19 protein-coding genes are annotated in these 18,732 nt (G+C 38.7%); 6 read left to right on the top strand and 13 right to left on the bottom strand.

Annotated elements, in window-relative coordinates; translation table 11 throughout:
• Positions 1 to 37: 37 nt before the first annotated feature.
• On the bottom strand, positions 38 to 1,183 hold the full coding sequence (locus QUD05_RS08470) for a glycosyltransferase (protein ID WP_289795674.1): 1,146 nt from the start codon (positions 1,181 to 1,183) through the stop codon (positions 38 to 40).
• A gap of 73 nt (positions 1,184 to 1,256) precedes the next feature.
• Entirely contained in the window at positions 1,257 to 1,916 is a 660-nt protein-coding gene (locus tag QUD05_RS08465; RefSeq protein ID WP_289795673.1) for a glycosyltransferase family 2 protein, read from the bottom strand.
• Positions 1,917 to 2,482: 566 nt separating this feature from the next.
• Between QUD05_RS08465 and QUD05_RS08460 the strand changes: the two genes are divergently transcribed.
• Complete coding sequence (locus QUD05_RS08460; RefSeq protein ID WP_289795672.1) at positions 2,483 to 3,226, top strand: class I SAM-dependent methyltransferase; 744 nt, start codon at positions 2,483 to 2,485, stop codon at positions 3,224 to 3,226.
• Between the two features lie 51 nt (positions 3,227 to 3,277).
• Here QUD05_RS08460 and QUD05_RS08455 read toward each other — a convergent pair whose 3' ends face one another.
• The 3 genes from QUD05_RS08455 to dacB all read right to left on the bottom strand — a co-directional run bounded on the left by QUD05_RS08455 (position 3,278) and on the right by dacB (position 6,647).
• The gene (locus QUD05_RS08455) at positions 3,278 to 4,081 is read right to left on the bottom strand and encodes an FkbM family methyltransferase (protein ID WP_289795671.1); all 804 of its coding nucleotides are present in this window, start codon (positions 4,079 to 4,081) and stop codon (positions 3,278 to 3,280) included.
• A gap of 161 nt (positions 4,082 to 4,242) precedes the next feature.
• Positions 4,243 to 5,145: a S66 peptidase family protein gene (locus tag QUD05_RS08450; protein ID WP_289795670.1), complete on the bottom strand. Its 903-nt coding sequence runs from the start codon at positions 5,143 to 5,145 to the stop codon at positions 4,243 to 4,245.
• A 29-nt stretch (positions 5,146 to 5,174) separates the two neighbouring features.
• Complete coding sequence (gene dacB, locus QUD05_RS08445; protein ID WP_289795669.1) at positions 5,175 to 6,647, bottom strand: D-alanyl-D-alanine carboxypeptidase/D-alanyl-D-alanine endopeptidase; 1,473 nt, start codon at positions 6,645 to 6,647, stop codon at positions 5,175 to 5,177.
• Positions 6,648 to 6,925: 278 nt separating this feature from the next.
• On the opposite strand from dacB, the gene QUD05_RS08440 reads away from it, so the two are divergent.
• Both QUD05_RS08440 and QUD05_RS08435 read left to right on the top strand, forming a co-directional pair.
• Entirely contained in the window at positions 6,926 to 7,525 is a 600-nt protein-coding gene (locus tag QUD05_RS08440; RefSeq protein ID WP_289799921.1) for a hypothetical protein, read from the top strand.
• Positions 7,526 to 8,048: 523 nt separating this feature from the next.
• On the top strand, positions 8,049 to 9,407 hold the full coding sequence (locus tag QUD05_RS08435; RefSeq protein ID WP_289799920.1) for a sensor histidine kinase: 1,359 nt from the start codon (positions 8,049 to 8,051) through the stop codon (positions 9,405 to 9,407).
• 44 nt (positions 9,408 to 9,451) lie between these two features.
• On the opposite strand, the gene QUD05_RS08430 is transcribed toward QUD05_RS08435, so the two are convergent.
• The 5 genes from QUD05_RS08430 to QUD05_RS08410 form a co-directional block, all read right to left on the bottom strand.
• A complete protein-coding gene (locus QUD05_RS08430; RefSeq protein WP_289795668.1) occupies positions 9,452 to 9,976 on the bottom strand; it encodes a hypothetical protein in 525 nt (174 codons plus the stop codon).
• Positions 9,977 to 9,984: 8 nt separating this feature from the next.
• Positions 9,985 to 11,244, bottom strand: a complete 1,260-nt coding sequence (locus QUD05_RS08425; protein WP_289795667.1) for an AAA family ATPase — start codon at positions 11,242 to 11,244, stop codon at positions 9,985 to 9,987.
• A gap of 91 nt (positions 11,245 to 11,335) precedes the next feature.
• Complete coding sequence (locus tag QUD05_RS08420; RefSeq protein ID WP_099101175.1) at positions 11,336 to 11,554, bottom strand: type II toxin-antitoxin system HicA family toxin; 219 nt, start codon at positions 11,552 to 11,554, stop codon at positions 11,336 to 11,338.
• A 2-nt stretch (positions 11,555 to 11,556) separates the two neighbouring features.
• Entirely contained in the window at positions 11,557 to 11,802 is a 246-nt protein-coding gene (locus tag QUD05_RS08415; RefSeq protein WP_289795666.1) for a type II toxin-antitoxin system HicB family antitoxin, read from the bottom strand.
• 190 nt (positions 11,803 to 11,992) lie between these two features.
• The gene (locus QUD05_RS08410; RefSeq protein ID WP_289795665.1) at positions 11,993 to 13,591 is read right to left on the bottom strand and encodes an alkaline phosphatase D family protein; all 1,599 of its coding nucleotides are present in this window, start codon (positions 13,589 to 13,591) and stop codon (positions 11,993 to 11,995) included.
• A 259-nt stretch (positions 13,592 to 13,850) separates the two neighbouring features.
• Here QUD05_RS08410 and QUD05_RS08405 point away from each other — a divergent pair, with 259 nt between their 5' ends.
• Complete coding sequence (locus tag QUD05_RS08405; RefSeq protein WP_289795664.1) at positions 13,851 to 14,753, top strand: ABC transporter ATP-binding protein; 903 nt, start codon at positions 13,851 to 13,853, stop codon at positions 14,751 to 14,753.
• Between the two features lie 2 nt (positions 14,754 to 14,755).
• Here QUD05_RS08405 and QUD05_RS08400 read toward each other — a convergent pair whose 3' ends face one another.
• Entirely contained in the window at positions 14,756 to 15,436 is a 681-nt protein-coding gene (locus tag QUD05_RS08400) for a tetratricopeptide repeat protein (RefSeq protein ID WP_289795663.1), read from the bottom strand.
• Positions 15,437 to 16,087: 651 nt separating this feature from the next.
• Between QUD05_RS08400 and QUD05_RS08395 the strand changes: the two genes are divergently transcribed.
• Positions 16,088 to 16,414 (top strand): YbjQ family protein, encoded by a 327-nt coding sequence (locus QUD05_RS08395; protein WP_100900674.1) that lies wholly within the window; start codon positions 16,088 to 16,090, stop codon positions 16,412 to 16,414.
• Positions 16,415 to 16,749: 335 nt separating this feature from the next.
• Positions 16,750 to 17,382 (top strand): hypothetical protein, encoded by a 633-nt coding sequence (locus QUD05_RS08390; protein ID WP_289795662.1) that lies wholly within the window; start codon positions 16,750 to 16,752, stop codon positions 17,380 to 17,382.
• 107 nt (positions 17,383 to 17,489) lie between these two features.
• Here QUD05_RS08390 and QUD05_RS08385 read toward each other — a convergent pair whose 3' ends face one another.
• Both QUD05_RS08385 and sufR read right to left on the bottom strand, forming a co-directional pair.
• Complete coding sequence (locus QUD05_RS08385) at positions 17,490 to 17,750, bottom strand: NDH complex assembly factor CRR9 (protein WP_289795661.1); 261 nt, start codon at positions 17,748 to 17,750, stop codon at positions 17,490 to 17,492.
• A gap of 103 nt (positions 17,751 to 17,853) precedes the next feature.
• Positions 17,854 to 18,537 (bottom strand): iron-sulfur cluster biosynthesis transcriptional regulator SufR, encoded by a 684-nt coding sequence (gene sufR, locus QUD05_RS08380; RefSeq protein WP_289795660.1) that lies wholly within the window; start codon positions 18,535 to 18,537, stop codon positions 17,854 to 17,856.
• Positions 18,538 to 18,732: the final 195 nt, after the last annotated feature.

Here is an 18,732-nt window from a genome sequence, read left to right as displayed (position 1 = left end):
GTCTTTAGATATAAGTACTAGGTAAAATAGCATATACTCATTGGGCAATAACTTGGTTTATCAAAACTTCTAATCTTTTAGCACAGCTAGCCTCACTAAATAATTGTGCAATTTGCTCAGAGCATTCAATCTTCTTCTGAGGAGTTTTTACATGCTCAATAATGGCTTCTGCTAATGCATTTACATCATTTGGTGGTATTATCGTTCCACATTTAAGTACTTCAGAAATCTCACGTGGGCCAACTGGACAGTCAGTGGAAATAAATGTTACCCCACTAGCTACAGCTTCTACAAGAACCAGTGGTAAGCCTTCAAAATGGGAAGCAAGTATAACTGCTCTAGACAGTGTGAAATAAGCTCTAGGATTGAGAACAGAACCGGCAAACAGCACAATTTCATCAATGGCTAAAAACTTTGCTAGAACTTGCATTTCTGTCTCTAAATCACCTTCTCCTAACAAAATAAGCCGAATATTTAAGTGATTTTGACTAACTTTAGCAAATGCTTTGAGTAAGGTTTTATGGTCTTTTTGATGGTGAAACCTAGAAGCACATACAAAGGTAATCAACTGCGAATTGTTAAACCAAGATGCGGCTGTAGGATGAAGAGGTTGGTTACTAATATCATCTATTGCTGGATTGTAGGATATCACTATTCGATGATGGTTTAACCCAATATTTGCGAATCTTTGATAGAGAGACTTGCAAACAAATATTAATCCACTAGCTTGCTGAAGCGCAAGCATATCAATTCTGCTAGCAAGACTTATAAAGAATTTTTGAATCAAGGCGCTGATGGGGTTTGTTTTAAGTTCAACCCGTGATTCCGAAATATAATCACTGTGAATATAGCTAATGTATGGAACAGAGAAACTGCCAGGGATGAATTTAGATAGATAAAAGAGTTTAGTAATAAATGCAGTATGACAAACAATAATATCTGGTTTTTGTTCAGCAATAACCCTGCTTAATTTTATCGCTACCCATATTTGGTGTATTATCCCCCCAATAATAAATAGAGTACCTGCAACTTTCATAACAATCACAGTTTTAGCCGCTTTAAAAGATACTATCCATTGTGGCTCTAAAACAGTAAGCACCACAGTAGAGACTTGGTAGCCAGCTTTGGATTGAGAAGAAATTAGCGAATCAGCAACTTTTGGTGCTCCACCAATGTTATTCAAAACTATATGACAAATATGCATAGTTGCAGGTAACGTTATACTGGGTGGATCGAGATAAACTGAATTAAAGTTTTTAGGTTAATGAGCGCTGTTCCAAAACATCCTTGGTAATGCTTGTTTCTGCTCTGGTATAAACGTAGGTTTGTGGTTCTGTAACTTTTTGAGTTTTAAAAATTTTATCTGCCCGTTTCCAAAAATCTGTATCTTCTCCATAGGGAATATTATTAAATCCCTGCAATTCAAAAAATACTCGCCTCCTACCAAAAAATGTAGGACCTAAAACACATTCGCGTAAATTAATTATTTTACCTGGTTGAAAATAATCGGCTACAAAAATCTCTTCTTCAGAGAAAAAGCCTCCTTCAATCAAGTCAATTTCTGGATTAGCCTGCATGTATTTAAGTCGCGACTCTAAATGATTGGGTCTATATGTATCATCGCTGTCAATAAAAGTGATGTATTTGCCAAAGGATGCTTGAACTCCGGCATTTTTAGAGTACCCTAATTTTCTATTTTGGTGTTTTAAATAACGTATATTGTTAAATTTTTGCAAATATGGATTGACAATTTCAAAAGTATTATCTTTACTACCATCATCAACTACCAACAGTTCCCAATCTTTAAAAGTTTGAGCGAGGACACTATTGATGCAAATATTCAAATATTTTTCTCGGTTGTAGGTACAAAGTATAACTGAAATTTCGGGACTAAAGTCAAAGACAATGGGACTCATAAGAGTTAGATGTTTAATTTGTAACTAGTTGAAAATTGTTCATAAGTATCTAGGCATAAATAAATTTAAAGTTTGTAGTAAGGACTTTAGTCCTGATAATCCTTGCTCTGAGCGAGAAATCGCTCACTGCAAACTAGGAGTTTATTTTATATTTAATTATGTCTACCTACTTACTAACAACATAGCATCACAACCAAATAATGATACTATTTGTAATTTATTCACTGGTATTCAATATGCCATAATCGGCATCAAGCAAGCGATGGCTACACCCACCAAAGGCATCGCGCAATACTTGCTGTACAGTAAAGGTAAGTAAATTTTACCGTGATTTACACTAGACTGGTTAATCCCCTCAGGCAATTTTACAGACTTGATAAAACACTACTTAAACATTGTTGCCCTGAAAATGGCATTTAACTTATTTTTCCTTTTGGGGCTATAGCTCAGATTAGTGAGTATGTCTACAGAATTATTAAAATTTAGTTTTTTGAAAAAAAGTAAGTAGAAAACATTGATTCAGTTTAAGATATAGATTATTGAATTAATGATAATAGTTACAATTCATGGTTAAGTATCCCGCTCCAGCTTTCTTAAGCGATTATTGGCAAAATTCATTTAACTTAAAACAACATTTACAGGAATTTTTGCATTTAGATTCAGAAACACTAGAAAAAAAGTTAGCGACAGGACAAGAAGAAATGGCCGAGTTAGGCCATAAAGATTTTGATTGGGAAAAAGCAACAGACTTTTATCGTGACCAGGTGGGAGAAGTTTATTTATTTGAGTTAGGAGCTTGGCATCTAGAACAAAGTCAAAATATTGAAAACACGTTACATTTGATTGTAGATCATGCTCAAGGTCGGGTGTTAGATTTTGGCGGCGGGATTGGCACTCATGCACTTAATGCTGCCCTTTGTCCACAGGTTGATCAAGTAATCTATTGCGATCTTAATCCTATTCATTATGATTTTGTGCGTTATCGAGCTGAACAGATGGGTTTGAGCCACAAAATGAGTTTTTACTTGGAAATGCCTGAAAAAGAGACTTTTGATACTATCATTTCTTTTGATGTTTTAGAACATTTGTCAGATCCCAGCCAACAGTTACTAAAGTTTCATCAAGCGCTGACACCTGGTGGTAAAACAATTTTGAACTGGTATTTCTTTAAAGGCTTTAATCAAGATTACCCTTTTCACATCGACGATCCTCAAGTAGTAGAAACTTTCTACAGGACGATTCAGAGCAACTTCTTAGAAGTTTTTCACCCTTATTACTGTACAGCTCGTTGCTACCGGAAATGGGATTGAGTTAAACTCAAGCCCCACAGTGGTTTTTATGTTTAGGATAAAATGCTGTGTTCATAGACTAGCATGGGTATCATACCAAGGTTCCTGGATTTTAAGCTTGTCTAGGAACATCTTTCCTATGGGGAATCGGTAAATAATCCCATTCACTCCAATTATTTTATAAGTCCAAAAAATGCCTTTGTAGACCTTGATTGCTTCACTCTCAGAAAGCCAAGTACCTGGGGTTTCTTCTCCAAAAAGTCCGCTAGCACCATATTCAAACTGATGTGGGATATATTGACCTTCTCGTGCTGGTGAAGGGCAGACTTGGTTAGGTACATGCTCCTGACTAATAGCTTTGAATTTGTGATAGCCAAGTTCTTTTAATAGCGCAAATTCTTCTAGCAGTTCTTTCCAAGAAGTTTTGGTTGATTCGATAGATAGGAATGATGGTTTAGTATTAAACTGCCGTAATGCTTGTATGCATAATAAATCAGCACCTTCAATATCTACTTTGAGATAGTAGGGAATGCCAAACTCCTCCAAAATTCTTTCAAATCTGCGCCCTTCTACAGTTATCTCAATAGAAGGCGCATCAAAAGAGTGTGCGTTCCGAATAGCCCAATCTGGTGAAGTTGTACCCCAAAAGCTTCTCTCTAAGTTGGCGTAAAAAGTTACTGGCTCATCTTTCGGTGATACAGCAATATTTAGGAGGGTAAGTTGACCATTTTCTATATATAAATTTAGTCGCTTTTTCGTAGCTTCGTAAAGCTCAGGATGAGCCTCAATACCAATAACGCGAAAGCCTTTTTTTAAGTAAAACTCTGTATCTTCACCTGTGTGAACACCCACATCAATTATTAAATTTTTATCCATCAATCACGTTTTCCTTGAATAATCACGCAAGCGTTCAAACATGTAATACTTTACACTATCTATAGTTTTTTATATAGAAATTCTACCAAAAGAAACTTTTGATACAATCATTCTCTTTAGTGTTTTAGAACATTTAATCGTAAGCGGATCTGAATTTTAGCTTAATGGGGATGCGCGATCGCTAATATTCCTGCATCCCCATCTAAAGTTACCTCTACACCCACTGGTAAGGCTGCATTGGGACTATCATGGCCAAAAGGTAAATCGGAGACAATGGGAATCCCCAAATCACCCAAGCGATCGCGCAATACTTCTTCTACACTAAAACTAGATATCGTTGGTGGCGCTTCACAACGAGTAAAACCGCCTAAAGCAATACCGCAGACTTGAGACAAAGCACCACTCAAACGCCACTGCGTCAGCATCCTGTCAATTCGATAAGGTGCTTCGGTAACATCCTCGAAGGCCAGAATTACACCATCCAGATGTGGCAAGATTGGTGTACCCAAAAGGTGAGTAGCCACTGTCAGATTACCTGGTAACAAAGCGCCAGTAACCACACCACCACCCCAACCGCAACCTTTAAGAGGTGTGAAAGAACTACCTTCTACCCAATCAAATAATCGTTTAATAGACCAATCTGACTCATCTGCCAAAGTTGTCATTACAGGGCCGTGAACGCCGGAAATTCCTGCTGTATAAAGACTCCATAATAAAGCTGTGATATCAGAAAAGCCTATAAGCCACTTGGGAAGCCCTGAGTTTGGCCAATTCCAATCTTCTAAGATGCGGGTGCTGCCAAAACCACCTCTGGCACAGAGAATACCACGACAATCAGGATCTTGCCATGCTGCTGCTAGCTGTTGACGACGGGTTTCATCTGTCCCTGCTAGATAACCCCATTTGTCATCTATCTGGGGACTGATTTCTAGTTTGTAGCCACGCGATCGCCAAATTTCTAGACTCTGTTTAAATTCCTCAAATTCTCGCAAAGCACCACTAGGGGCAATTACTCGTAATAAGTCTCCAGGTTTTAAGGGCGGTGGTAAGATTTTGGATGGCATGAAACAAGTTATGAGTCAAAAGTATAATATTAACAATGCTGCAACTGTGTCAACAATACAACAACTTCATCAATTGCCTGCCGTATTACTGTTGCAGACTGATCCGACTGATTCACGATAATACTAAAAACTAGCGGCTCATACTTCGGCGCATTCATATATCCAGATAGAGAAACTACACCCGTTAACGTACCTGTTTTTGCTTGCACAATGCCCTCAGCAGGTGTTTCTTGAAAGCGGCCTTTCAGAGTTCCACTTTTACCCGCCACAGGTAAAGATGCCCGATATATATATGCTGTTGGTGTTCTTGCAATTGCCCGCAAAGTTTGTACAAAAGCTTCTGGTGTTACTAAGTTACGACGTGATAAACCTGAACCATCCACTAAAATGTAATTAGCTGGATCGACCCCCAATTTAGTTAAACTTGCTTTGACAACTTCTAAACCGACATCAGCACTAGTCTGATTTTTCAGTCTGATTTTTTTCACAGCTAATGCTCTCAGCAGTACTTCAGAATAAAGATTATTACTATTTAAATTAGTTTCTGCTAATAATTCAGCTAAAGGTGGTGACTCTACAAATGCGATTTCTTGCTGATTCACACCACCATTTACTACTAATGTTTGTCCCAAGTTAATTTTTTCTGTTGCTAAAGCAGTACGGAAGCGTCGTAAGAAGTAATAATTAGGGTCAACTACAGGCAAATCTATTAAAGATGGTTCAGAATTCGTTGCCAGTTGTCCTTGAATTCGTAATACTGTTCCTGACAATTCGCGGGTAACATTAACGTAGTTCGGTTGATTTTGGGGAACGGTTACTGACTGATTAATTATCCGCCACTGTTTCGCTTCACCAGGATCAATCCACACTAATTGTAAAGATTTACCTACAGCCTGCGGTACAAGTTTTAAGCTAAAAATATTTTGATTCAGAATAAAGCTACTGACTGGTGCGCCATAATCTGACTGCACATCTTCCCATTGCCAGGTGGGGTTAACAATATCACCTTGAATATAACTATCATCAGCAATCAACTGCTGAATTTGGGTAATACCTTTCTTTTTTAACTGCTGTGCCAATTTTTGCAGTTCTGTATCGCTGAAGCTAGGATCTCCCCTACCGACAACACGTAAAACACCATTGCCATTCTGATAAATAGAGGTACGAATCCGAAAATTAGCACCCAATTCCTGCAATGCAGCTGCTGTTGTCAGCAATTTGACGTTAGACGCAGGAGTAAAATATTTTTGAGCATCTCGACTGTAAAGAGTTGGCCCCGTTGACAGAGGTTGTACCAAAATTCCCCAGCGCACCCGATTAAATAAGGGACGATTGATTACAGCATCTATAGCTTTTCCCAGTTGGCTAGAGCAAATTGATTTTGTGGTAGTTGTTGGTGCAACTGTGGTTTGTGCTTTCGCAACCCTAGAACTAAATCCTATCTGACTAGTCAAAAATATTAATAAAACACCCAGTGGTTGATTTAAAGTCTTAAGTCTCACCAATTTTCCTTATCCCAAAGACAGATATTTTTACCTTGCAAACAATTTCCTTCCGGAGAGAGAAGAATTGGCTCAGTAAAGTTACTTAATTAGTATAGGGAAGATGTTCACATGTTTCATACATAGGCGATGTCTACGATGGTCACTGAGCGCAGCCGTTCGCGCAGCGTCTCGTAGAGAAGTGCTGGCTGCGCCTACGCACAAACATATTTATGGGACTACAAAATAGAAACCCAAGTCAACCTGCATATACAGAAATACGAAATCGAGGCAATGGTGTGAGTACATTTTTATCTGGTGTAGCTGTATTACTCTCTACTTTGGCTTTGGGATGTAGCGGCTATGTAGCTTATGAAGTTTTCACGTTGCGGCAGACACTAAATGCTACTAGTACAGCCAGTAACACCATTCCCACTCAAGTCCCAAGTCCTACAGCTACAATTTCTCCACAAGCAACACTATCACCATCCCCAGCGAGTGCTACAACTTCAGCAATTAGTCCTGGTCAATTTGTGCAGCCTGCTTTTGGCAAAAAGGCAGAAGTTGAGTTACTTTCAGCAAAACGAATTAAAGACCCAGAAACCGGAAACCGTGATGTGGTAAATGTGCAAATGCGGATTCGTCGCCTTGCCACAGACGGAGTTGTTGGTAGCGATATTATCTCGGTTGCTAGTACAACAGCCCGCAATCCTGACACTAGCGTAACCTACAAAGGAGTTGCTCTTAACCGCTCAACAGGAAGCGTTTCTTTGTTCCAGGTACGTCCACAAGCCTCCGCAGATGCTTATATCTGGCTAAGAGTTCCCGATGGTATCAATAATTTGGACATTTTTGTGCCAGATACAGCCGCATTTAAAAATGTACCAATTTCATTTTAGCTAGCTAAGTGATCTCAAATAACTCCCCATCAAGGGGAGTCATTAGTTGTTGATTATACAAGATAATGCTTTAGTTCTCTAAACAGTAGCCTGCAACTGTAAGCAGCAGTNNNAGAGATAACCAAATTTCCAAAACCCTTTTTAATTACTTTCTCTTTCACTCCAAGAGCAATGTCGTTGACTGCCATTGATGCNAGTTTGAGTGTTGCNNNTAACTGTGGTTGAAGTTCTTTATTAACCATTGGTAAGAGCGTATCCCAAAATAATTTTAAATATTTTAAATAAACAAGAAATATAACGTCACAAGGTTAGCGAATAGGTAACAGAGGATTTTAATTAGTATCAATTGTCCAGGATAGAAAATAATCGGATGCGCTAACATCAGCAGTTTTGCAGCATAACTGTGATTTTCACTAGTAATCAGGGAAATATAAGTTTGATTAACTTTGCAATTATCGCAATGCTGATTCGCAGTGTTATCAGAAATGTTAACTCAAGGTTAAGGATTTAAACTATGTTGGCAATGCATAGCATGACAAATGCTAATAATCTGAACTTACGATTAGAATCTACTTTGCAAGAATTACCACTTTGGTCTGTTTACATCGAAGCAGATAGTCCAGCAAATGATTTGAATACACTCTTTAAGCAAGAGACTTTACTACCAGGAATTATCCTGGTGAAAAATCATGACTATCTGGGGATGATTTCCCGGCAAAGATTTTTTGAACACATGAGTCGTCCTTATAGTTTCCCACTATTTTCTAAACGACCTGCAATCAATCTGATTAACTTTCTTCAGCCAGATGTATGTATAATTTCTGAGGATACGCTCATTGTAGAAGCAAATAAGATAGCATTGCAGCGAGAACCTCAATTTGTATATGAGCCGATTTTAATAGAAACTCAGTTAGGTAGTTATAAGCTACTCGATTTCCATCATTTACTTTTAGCGTACTCTCAAATTCATATTTTAACATTAGCTCAACTAGAGAAAGTAGAAGAACAATCTAGAATTGCTAAAGTAGGGTTTCGTACCCTTAAGAATAACTATGCGCGATTAATTCAGAATGAAAAAATGGCGGCTTTGGGACAACTCGTTGCTGGTATTGCACACGAAATCAATAACCCTGTAAACTTTATTGCTGGCAACCTTGTTTATGCGATTAACTACACCCAAGATTTACTACAATTAATTAGCCTATACCAACACCATTATCCTGCACCAGTGGCAGAAATTAAAGCTGCGATCGCAGAAATGGAACTAGAGTTTTTAACTGCTGATTACCTCAAGCTTCTTGATTCTATGAAGTTTGGTACTGAACGTATCCAAGAGATAGTTCTTTCATTACGCAATTTCTCTCGCCTCGATGAATCTGATAAAAAGATAGTTGATATTCATGAAGGTATTGATAGTACTCTAATAATATTACAGAGTCGTCTAGTAAATCAGCAAACAGGTCAGATAATTACTATTGATAAAGAATATGGAAATCTCCCTTTAGTAGAATGCTATGCTGGGTTAATAAATCAAGTATTTATGAATATTCTATCCAATGCAATTGATGCTATCTTCGAGAGTTTTGAATCAGTTTATTCAACTCTAAAATCACCTGTAATTCGTATTCGTACTGAAGTCACAGACAATCGGCAAGTAGTTATTCGCATTGCCGATAATGGTACTGGAATTCCCAAGGATATACAAAAGCGATTATTTGACCCTTTCTTCACTACTAAACCCGTTGGTAAAGGCACTGGGTTAGGGCTATCTATCAGCTATCAAATTGTTGTAGAAAAACATTGTGGTCAACTGCAATGTATATCTACCATAAAAGAAGGAACAGAATTTATTATTACAATTCCTATCGAACTTAATTCCTGACAAGTTAGTTAAAAAATCTCTATTTTGGTTAAAGACTAATCGCTTTAGGCTTTTTTGCGAGTACTTCGACGCGTAGGTGCTGGGATAGCTGGTTCATAAGCCTTAAGTCCCCCATCGCCCGTAAAAATTTCTACTTGAAATGTGCTACTGGTTTTGGCGTAATATTCGGCTACAGTCTTAATTGTCGCATCTCCGATAGAAATTTTTCTAGATGCTAGAGTAGGCCATTCAGTAGCCAGTTGTTTCAATTGCTCTGAGTTCCAAAGTTCACCTACTTGAGTTTCAAAAACTCCCCAAGGTATAACTCCATCCGCTACTTTCACTAAAATATTACCGAAAGCTTGAGCAATTTCATATCGCTTAGAGTTAGCTTGGGCAATGTGATTACCTGTTTCTATAATTGTTGCTATTGGTAGTATAAACTTTGCACCTTGTTTCTCTTCTTCCTGAAAACGGGCTTCAACTCTTTTTTTATCCCATTTATCGTTATCAGAACCACAAGTCTCTTTACCAGGTACACCTAAGTAGACGCAAAGTATGGATGTGTTAATAATCAGAACCTTTCTCATATTTAACTTTATTTATTATCAGAAAGGCTCTTTTCAATTGCACCTTTAGTTGCTAGTTTGCCTAAACTACCCGATGCTAACAAAAGAGGAAGATTTTCAATATCTTCTAAAAGTGTAAGTTTGCTTTCTCCAGTTTTAGAATCGCGGTGTGCTACAACTACAAAAGGAACTATCTCCGGGCCTAAAGCATCAAGCAAAGCTGGGTTATGGGTAGTTATTAAAATATCAATTTTTCTTTTGCTGCCAATCTCTCGCAGTATTCTTACCAGTAATTCTGCACGCGAGGGATGAAGCCCATTATCTATTTCTTCAATTACTAGTTGACTACCTTCTGGTCTAGTGAGTAGTGCTGTAATAATTGCTATAAATCGTAAAGTCCCATCGGACATAGTTCTAGCATCAATCTCTATGATATGACCAGGTTTCCATTCTTCTTGACAGTAAAGCATTGCATCAGTACCAAATCTACCAACTTTTTCTGCCCATAGTTTTTGAATATCACCTTCCGGGAAATCTTTGATGTAGCTAGATAGAGTGGATTCTACTTCAGTTTTATGTTCTTCAGATAATGCTGCTAATACACCAGCAATATTGGAGGCATCACTTTCAAGAGTGTCAGATAGGCGTGAATACTCCCGCATTTTCGAGGGAATAGGATTCAGAATCAAAATTTCTTTTAGAGTGGAAACAACACAATTGATAGCTTTAATTTTTAAGGGAAAATATCTCTCTTGAAGTTCTTTTCCTAAAATGATCCTTCCCTCTTCGTCCGTACTTAAATATATATGATTAGATACAATGTCCTTAAAATCAAAATAATTTCCTGGCTCTTTCATGCCACTTTTTGTATTTAAATCTATTTTTTTTACAGTAAACTTTTCTACATACTTAATAGTATGATCTTCATTTAAGTTTTGACGGTCAATATATTCTTCTATAACTTTGACTTCACTTATTATTTGTGTTTGTATAACATACAAGTAGTCTGTTTTCTCATCTTCACCCTGAACTAAAGCATTTAATGTAAATTTTGTTTCAGGTTTAAATACAGCCCACTCTAAGCCACCTCTAATAGATGTAAGTGTTTTATCTCCTGCTAAAGCTGCTTCAATATTCTCACCTCTAGCAATTCGTTGTAAAAATTCTAAAGCTTCAACCACATTAGATTTACCACTTGCATTTGTACCAATAAGAACAGTCAACGGGTCAAGTGGAAGCTCGGCGTAACGGAAACTTTTCCAATTTTCTAAGATGAGTTGCTTAAGCATGACCAACTCCAAAAATGCTAAAATTATATTCCTAATACTTTTGATAGCAACTTAGGGTGCAAATTGCAGAGTTTAATACACCTTTAAAACTTCACTCACCCAACCATTCTTCACGAGAAACTCCAGCTTGTCGCAATAGCCGCGATAATAGACCCACACTAATATCACCCTCATGAGGATTGGTAATAATTACAGTAACATCACCTCGCCGCATTTGTGGGTGCTTTCCTCCCGCATACGGGCCTTCAAAACCTAGCTCTTGCATACGTTTTACTAAATTACGCCAAGAAATAGGGGTTAATCTAGACATTTTTATACAGGTTTGGTCAGTTCATTGAGATTGATACCAGCAATTAGAGGAATCGTTAACCCCAAATGTAACCGTAGCGCCAGCCAGTCACTTAAAGCTTCTCTTAACTCTCGCCTACATCCTTCTAGAGTTTGATGATTTGCCCAGACTCCTTGTAAGCTTGGAATTTCACCCCAATAAGTTTGATCATCTTCAATGATCTCATAAAGCGCTAGTTCCATTGCTTGGTCAATGTAGCTTGCTAGCATAATAATTAGATAATCCAGTACCTATCTAAATTTAGCTCCTAACAGTGGCGTAGGCAAAGCCCGCCGCAGGCACGCACAATTTTTTCATTGTTCAACATACCACCTAAAAAACAGCAAAGCCAGCAGACAAAGTAAAAAATTGCGTAATTACTCTATCTAACTGGCTACATCTCACTATGATTTTGGCGATTTATTTTTCTGGCGGTAAATCTACACTGTAAACAATCTTCCCAGCCAAGTTACGCAATGTTACCGTCATTACCTTTGTATTTCCATCAATTTTAACTCCTCCAAAGAATTGCAAACCTTCACTTGGCGGTCGATTTGCTTTCGTACCTGGAGGAAGGCTTTGAAATACTAATTGTGGCTCAAAGGTATTTTCTAATTGGTTAGGCCCAAATGTGCCAGAGTTAAGCGGCCCGGCAACAAACTCCCAAAAAGGCTTAAAGTCGGTAAACTGTGCTTTAGCGGGGTCGTAATAGTGCGCTGCTGCATAATGTACATCAGCAGTTAACCAAACAACATTCTGGATCTTTTTATTTTTGATAAATCGTAGTAAATCGGCAAGTTCTAATTCTCTTCCTAAAGCTGGGCCATCTCCATTCGCCCAAGCTTCAAAATCAGTGCTACCGTCTCGAATTATCAGCCCCAAAGGCATATCACTAGCAATCACTTTCCATGTTGCTTTTGATGACAGTAATTGCCTTTTCAACCATTGCACTTGTTTTTTGCTCAAAAAGTCTGTTTCTTTACTTGGTACTGACTGATTATTGGGGGAATTTGGCTCCCGGTAGGTGCGCTCATCCAACATGAAAATGTCTAATAATGGGCCATAGTTAAAAGAGCGATAAATTTTCGCTTGCTCTGGATTATTGCTTTCATATCCAATAGGCAGATATTCTAAAAAGGCTTGTCTTGCCCTTTGAGCTAGCAAGTTAACATCCTTAACTGTATAACGCTCATCGCTTAGAAATTCACCAGGATACCAGTTATTTGTGGTTTCGTGGTCGTCCCACTGCGCCAATATGGGAACTTCGGCATTGAAACGCTTGATGTTTTCATCCAGCAAATTGTAAATATAGTTGCCACGAAATTCTGTGAGAGTTTCTGCTACTTTGGATTTTTCTGGTGTGGTGATGTTTTTCCAAATTGTGCCGTCGTCTAAAGTTACTTCTGATTGAATCGGGCCATCAGCATAAATATTATCGCCAGAATGGATGAAAAAGTCGGGATGAAGTTGGCGCATAGTTTCGTAAATTTTCATTCCACCAAAATCAGGATTAATCCCCCATCCTTGACCGGCGGTGTCGCCACCCCAAACAAAGAATATATCTCGTCCAGATTTGGGGGGAGTTTGGAAACTACCATAAAAAGGAGCGCTGTAGGTGCGTTGATAATCTAAATCTTGGAAAATCACCCGATAAAATAATTTTTGGTCTGATGGTAGATTCTTCAGATAAAGTCGTGCTGTGAAGTCGCTATTCTTTAAAGCATTGGACCCGACAACTCGCTGCACGTTGCGAAAAGATTCGCTGGTAGAATATTCTACAATCATTTTGGCGGGGCGATCGCTCCGACTCCAAATCACAATGCTATCGTTAGATATATCTCCACTTGCTACACCATAAGGTATGCTAGGGCGCATTCTATCAGAGGTGATAATTGCAGGTGCTTCGCCAAAAACTGGTGATTTAGCGACAAAATTTGTGGAAATAATTCCACCAGCAGTGATAGCTGAATGTAGCAAAAACTGACGCCGATTTAGCTTCAATGGGTGATGAGATTCCATACTAAATAACAGCAACCTTAAACTAAAGTATTACAGGATAAGTGTTTACCACACCTTGTTATGTCAACAAGTAAAGATTGAGTTATCTAAGGGTTAATAAAATATATTTAGTTTGATGTAATCAGAATGGTAGTCTTGATTTAAGAACTACTATGAGCAAATTTATCCATGACCGAACAGAAAAGGATACAGAGCAACTAAATATATTTATGAGTTGGTTAATTTTGAATTTTGAATTTTGAATTCGGAGCGAAGCGACGTGACTGCTGCTGTCTTTCTAGAAAATGTCTACAAGTTTTACAATAATGTACCTGTAGTCAATGACTTATCATTCCAAATTGAAGCGGGGGAGATATTTGCTCTACTTGGCCTGAACGGTGCGGGTAAATCAACCACAATTCGGATGCTGACTACACTCACAAAACCGTCCCAAGGACGCATAGAAGTAGGTGGATATGATGTGACAAGCCAAGCAACGTTGGCAAAACAGAGTATTGGCGTTGTTTTGCAACAAGTCAGTGTGGATAACGATTTAACCGTCTGGGAAAATATGGAATTGCACGGGAGGCTACATCACATTAGTAACCCGCAGCGACAAAAATTGATTAATCAATGGCTAGAGTATGTTGAGCTAGCAGAAAAACGTGATGATTTAGTAAAAACCCTGTCTGGGGGTATGAAACGACGGTTGCAAATTGCGAGAGCTTTATTGCATCAACCGCAAATTTTGTTTTTAGATGAACCAACGGTAGGACTAGACCCCCAGACTAGGCGACGCCTCTGGGAAATTATTCGGGATTTAAATAAACAAGGGATGACGATGCTACTGACGACCCATTATATGGATGAGGTCGAATTTTTATGCGATGCCTTTGGTTCTACCAAGCCAGGACGCATCGGTATTATGGATAGCGGTAAGCTGATTTCTTTGGGAACTTTACAACAGCTGCGCTCTGCTCACGGTGAAGGTTTGGTGATGAAACAATTAGGTGTATCTAACGTGGGAAGTGATGGCGCTCGTAATTGGGAATATCTGTTTTTCCCATCATTGGAAGCAGCAAATATCTACTTGAATGAACAGCCCGATAAAACGGGAATGATGGTGCGTCCCTCTAATCTGGAAGATATTTTTGTGGAATTAACGGGACGCCAGTTAGATTAACCTCATCCTCCTAACTGCCGCAGCATGGCTTCTACCCTTTCTACGCCATCTGAGTCATTGCGCCGCTTGTACAAGTCACGGGCTTTCTGAAGCAAGCTGTTTGCTTGTTTGGCTTGTCGCCGCTGTTTATACATCGAACCCATCAACTCATAAGTCTGGGCGTTGTTTTTATCCAAGTCGATTGCTTGTTGGTATGCCCAGGTAGCAGCAGTATAGTCTCCCATACGAGATTGGGTTACAGCCAATCCTAAATAGGCGTTGACGTTGTTACGGTTCAGCTGTATTGCACGACGATAACCTTCCTTTGCCCCACGCGTGTCGCCCAAATTGGCTTTGATGTAACCCACAGCGTAGTAAAAATCACTATTGTTAGGGTTGATACCGATCGCTTTACGATAAGCTGCTAATGCTGCCTGGTAATTTCCCTGTTGAGCGTATAAATACCCAATACCTGAATGGATTTTAGCATTTTTCGGATCTATACTAGCTGCTTGCTGATAAACAGCGATCGCACCACCATAATCCCCGGCATTCACTAACCTCCGTCCTTCCTCCAGTAATTGCTTTAACTCTGGGTTTTTGGCCTGCGCCACTAATACCTGAGCTTGAGCTACTGAAGGTATGGTGAAAGTAAAACATCCTAGTAACACCACACTAAACATGAATGATGTTGGTTTGTACACAGTAAATTTCCTGAAATTTTAGAGGACTTTTTTCTTGTACATTAAAACAAAAATATGGACTTTTGAAAACTGTATTTCTTCGTATTGATTAAGATGTTAATAGTTCATTCTTCTTTTCTTTACATTTAGTACTACATAACAGAGTTTTTACTGAAAGATGAAGTGTCAGCGATCGAGCAGCAGGTGAAGATACCATACATATAAATCAGTACTATAGCAAAACGACACATTTTTTAATCAGTAGTTATACGTGTTACCCAGAACAACTCAACAGGCATTTGACTTAATCCTAGATTCTGATGCACCAAGCTTATAGACTTTGACATTTATTCCTATTTTTATTTCATTTCAGAGTTTGCTGATTCTCTATCTAATTTTTCTGAAATTGTTAATCATTGATACTACCATTTAAGAAGTTATCATCTAGGCATTTACATCTTTTTTGCTCATTCAAAGATAAGATAAATTTAACCTGTCAAATGTTGCATTAATCTGTTTAGGACAACACTAGACCCCAACGCGCAATCTAAAATTGTGTGAGATGATGTTTACCAAAGCTGTATTCTGTAATAATAGTTACAATTATTAAAATATTTATCCAAATACTTTAATAATAAATATCAAGATATGTCCCATATAGGAGGTTAATTTATGATTATAACTACCACTGATGTAATTCAAGGAGCTGTAATTGAGTCATATTTAGGCATTGTGACAGCAGAAGTAGTCTACGGCAGCAATTTCTTACGAGATTTTTTGGCTGGGATTCGAGATATTATCGGTGGACGCACTGGTAGCTATGAGCGTCTATTTGAGCAGGGTCAACGCAAGGCACTAGAAGAATTAGAACAACGCGCCCAACGTTTAGGAGCAAATGCTGTAATTGGGATTGAAATTGATACTGGCACAATCAATCTTGACCAGTCAGGAGTTCTTTTGCTGATTACTGCCACAGGCACTGCTGTGAGGATGCGTTAGTTTTTGATGATTTTTACTTTTGACATTCATTACAAAGCTTTAGTTAGATTAAGTCTAATGGCATACATCGTTAAAGCTGGTTTCTGATAGCTAGATAATAGTTATATTTTAAGTTAAGAGTTTTTAGATGGAAATTTTAGAAAAAATACATAAATAAACACTAAATTATATTAAAAGTTGTTAAATGAAGTTTGTTTTTTCTAGCTAAAGATAGACCTATTAAATCTTTCTATCGATAGAGATTAAAACAGAACATTTAGTTATTTAATTTGAAGCATAAAGATGAATATACCTGAGTAGGAATTTTGCTGAAACAGCACTGGAGAACATAAGCGATGTCATACGTAAATCGGACAGGCAATGACGTTATATCTACTGATACTGTGGTAGCAGGTCGAGTAGCCGAATATCACGACCGTGTTCGCTGGGGGCCAATTATTGCTGGTTTGTTGGTTTCTTTGGCTACACAATTAATTTTGAGTTCTATCATTGCTGCGGTTGCGGCAGGCACAGTTGCAGGTTCAGGGGCACCTAGAACAATTGCTCCTAACGCTGCGGGTAATGCGGGGCTTTGGTCAACTATCGCTTTACTAATTTCCCTATTTACTGGTGGTTGGGTTACAGCCCGTGCTTGTGGGCCGATGAACCGCAATACAGCTCTTCTGAACGGCGCAATTCTTTGGGCAACGACTTTGGCAGTTAGCTCATGGCTTTTAGCAAGTGGAGTATCTGGTGCTTTCGGTGTTGCTGCTTCTAACGCAGGGGAAGTTATAAACCAAGTACAACAGCAAGGTGGTGTTAATGTACCACAAGCAAATATAAGTGCCCAACAAGCTCGTGAAACGGCAGCTAATATACGTTCGGGATTGTGGTGGTTTGTGTTTGGTTCTTTGTTGGGTTTAATAGCCTCAATGATTGGAGCCGTAACTGGCGCTCGTAGTCCTCGGACTAACAATTACAATGCTTAAATAATTGTTTGACAAATCAAATGTTATTTATTTTTAAATAAAAGCACCTTTTTCAAGGTGTTTTTTGTTTATATTTAAGGCGGGCATTTGTAAAGTATTACCGCAAATTACCATTTTAGATATGAACCTTCAATGCCCTGTTCACGTCTAATTTTGCCATCTTTTTCAAACCAGGCAATTACTTGCTGTGTTGTCAAATCTTCAATAGCAACACCGTACTCTTGGGCAATATGCTTCAAAAGCTTCAGTGATGAAATTGTCAATCTTGTTAAAAACTTTTCTGGGGAAGATAACAATGCTGCATCTACTTTTGCTGAGTCTTCCAGGGTTAAAAATTGTGCTGATGGTTGCTGTGGTGGTACATCCATAAATGCTATCTCAAACTTAGTTGATTATTGATAATAGGTAGTTGCTATTCAGCTATTATCCATTACCAGGGCTAGATGTAAACCAAGTTTATCTATGATAATTTTACTGACGAATTTGTACTAAATAGCCACAACGGTGTTCGCCATCAATAATCCAGTGGGTGCGTTCTACGGTACAATCTGGTAATACAGCAGCAAACATTTCTAGTTCGTGGCCACAGATACTCGGAAAAGATTCGGCAACGTTAGAAATTGCACAGTTATGCTCCATTAAGATAAAGCGATCGCACTCAAAGGAGTCATTCACATCAACAGCGTGATACTCCGCCATGAAGCCTTCCGCTTTTCTTAACTCTACTAAGTTGGCTACACGTTCTCGCAGTGAACCGTTACCCACGCGATCACGGTATTCTTTAGCTTTGCGCTGCCACTGTTTCTCTAAAATCGATTTAAATTGGTCGTGTCCTACCGTTTCGGCTAAGGTGTCTAGCAGCGAAACCGCAAAATTTCCGCTTGCATCACCAAAGCGATCGCTCATTGTTCGATGCAAGCGATCGCGTCCTTGACGACTCAATTCATAAAGGTGCTGCGGCCGCCCCATCCCCGCCGCCTGCACTGATGTAGAATACAAAACTAGCCCTTCCGTCTCCAAATCTTTAAGATGGCGACGAATCGCTTGGGGGGTAACGTCTAAAACTTCAGCTAGCTCCAAAGCCGTTGCTTTTTCGTGTTTGTGCAGATACTCAAGAATATCTTGCTTGGTTGAGGACTGGTGGGTAGTCGCCATCTTCATTTGGTGCGAAACGTTCAGCGAACGTCCCAAAAATTTATTTGAAAATTTGACTTTGACAACATTGTTGTTGTTAATTTAGCGTAAAATTAAGATAGATTAAACAACATAGCTGTTGTTTTACTCTCCACCACTATTCTAGCAGGCGTGTAACCATTCCGTAACGGGAGATGGGAATCGGTTAGCCGCAGC

This window comes from Nostoc sp. GT001, from assembly GCF_030382115.1.
GTDB lineage: Bacteria > Cyanobacteriota > Cyanobacteriia > Cyanobacteriales > Nostocaceae > Nostoc.
The sequence above is the reverse complement of the archived record's forward strand: the minus strand, read 5'-3'. Positions and strand labels throughout refer to the sequence as shown.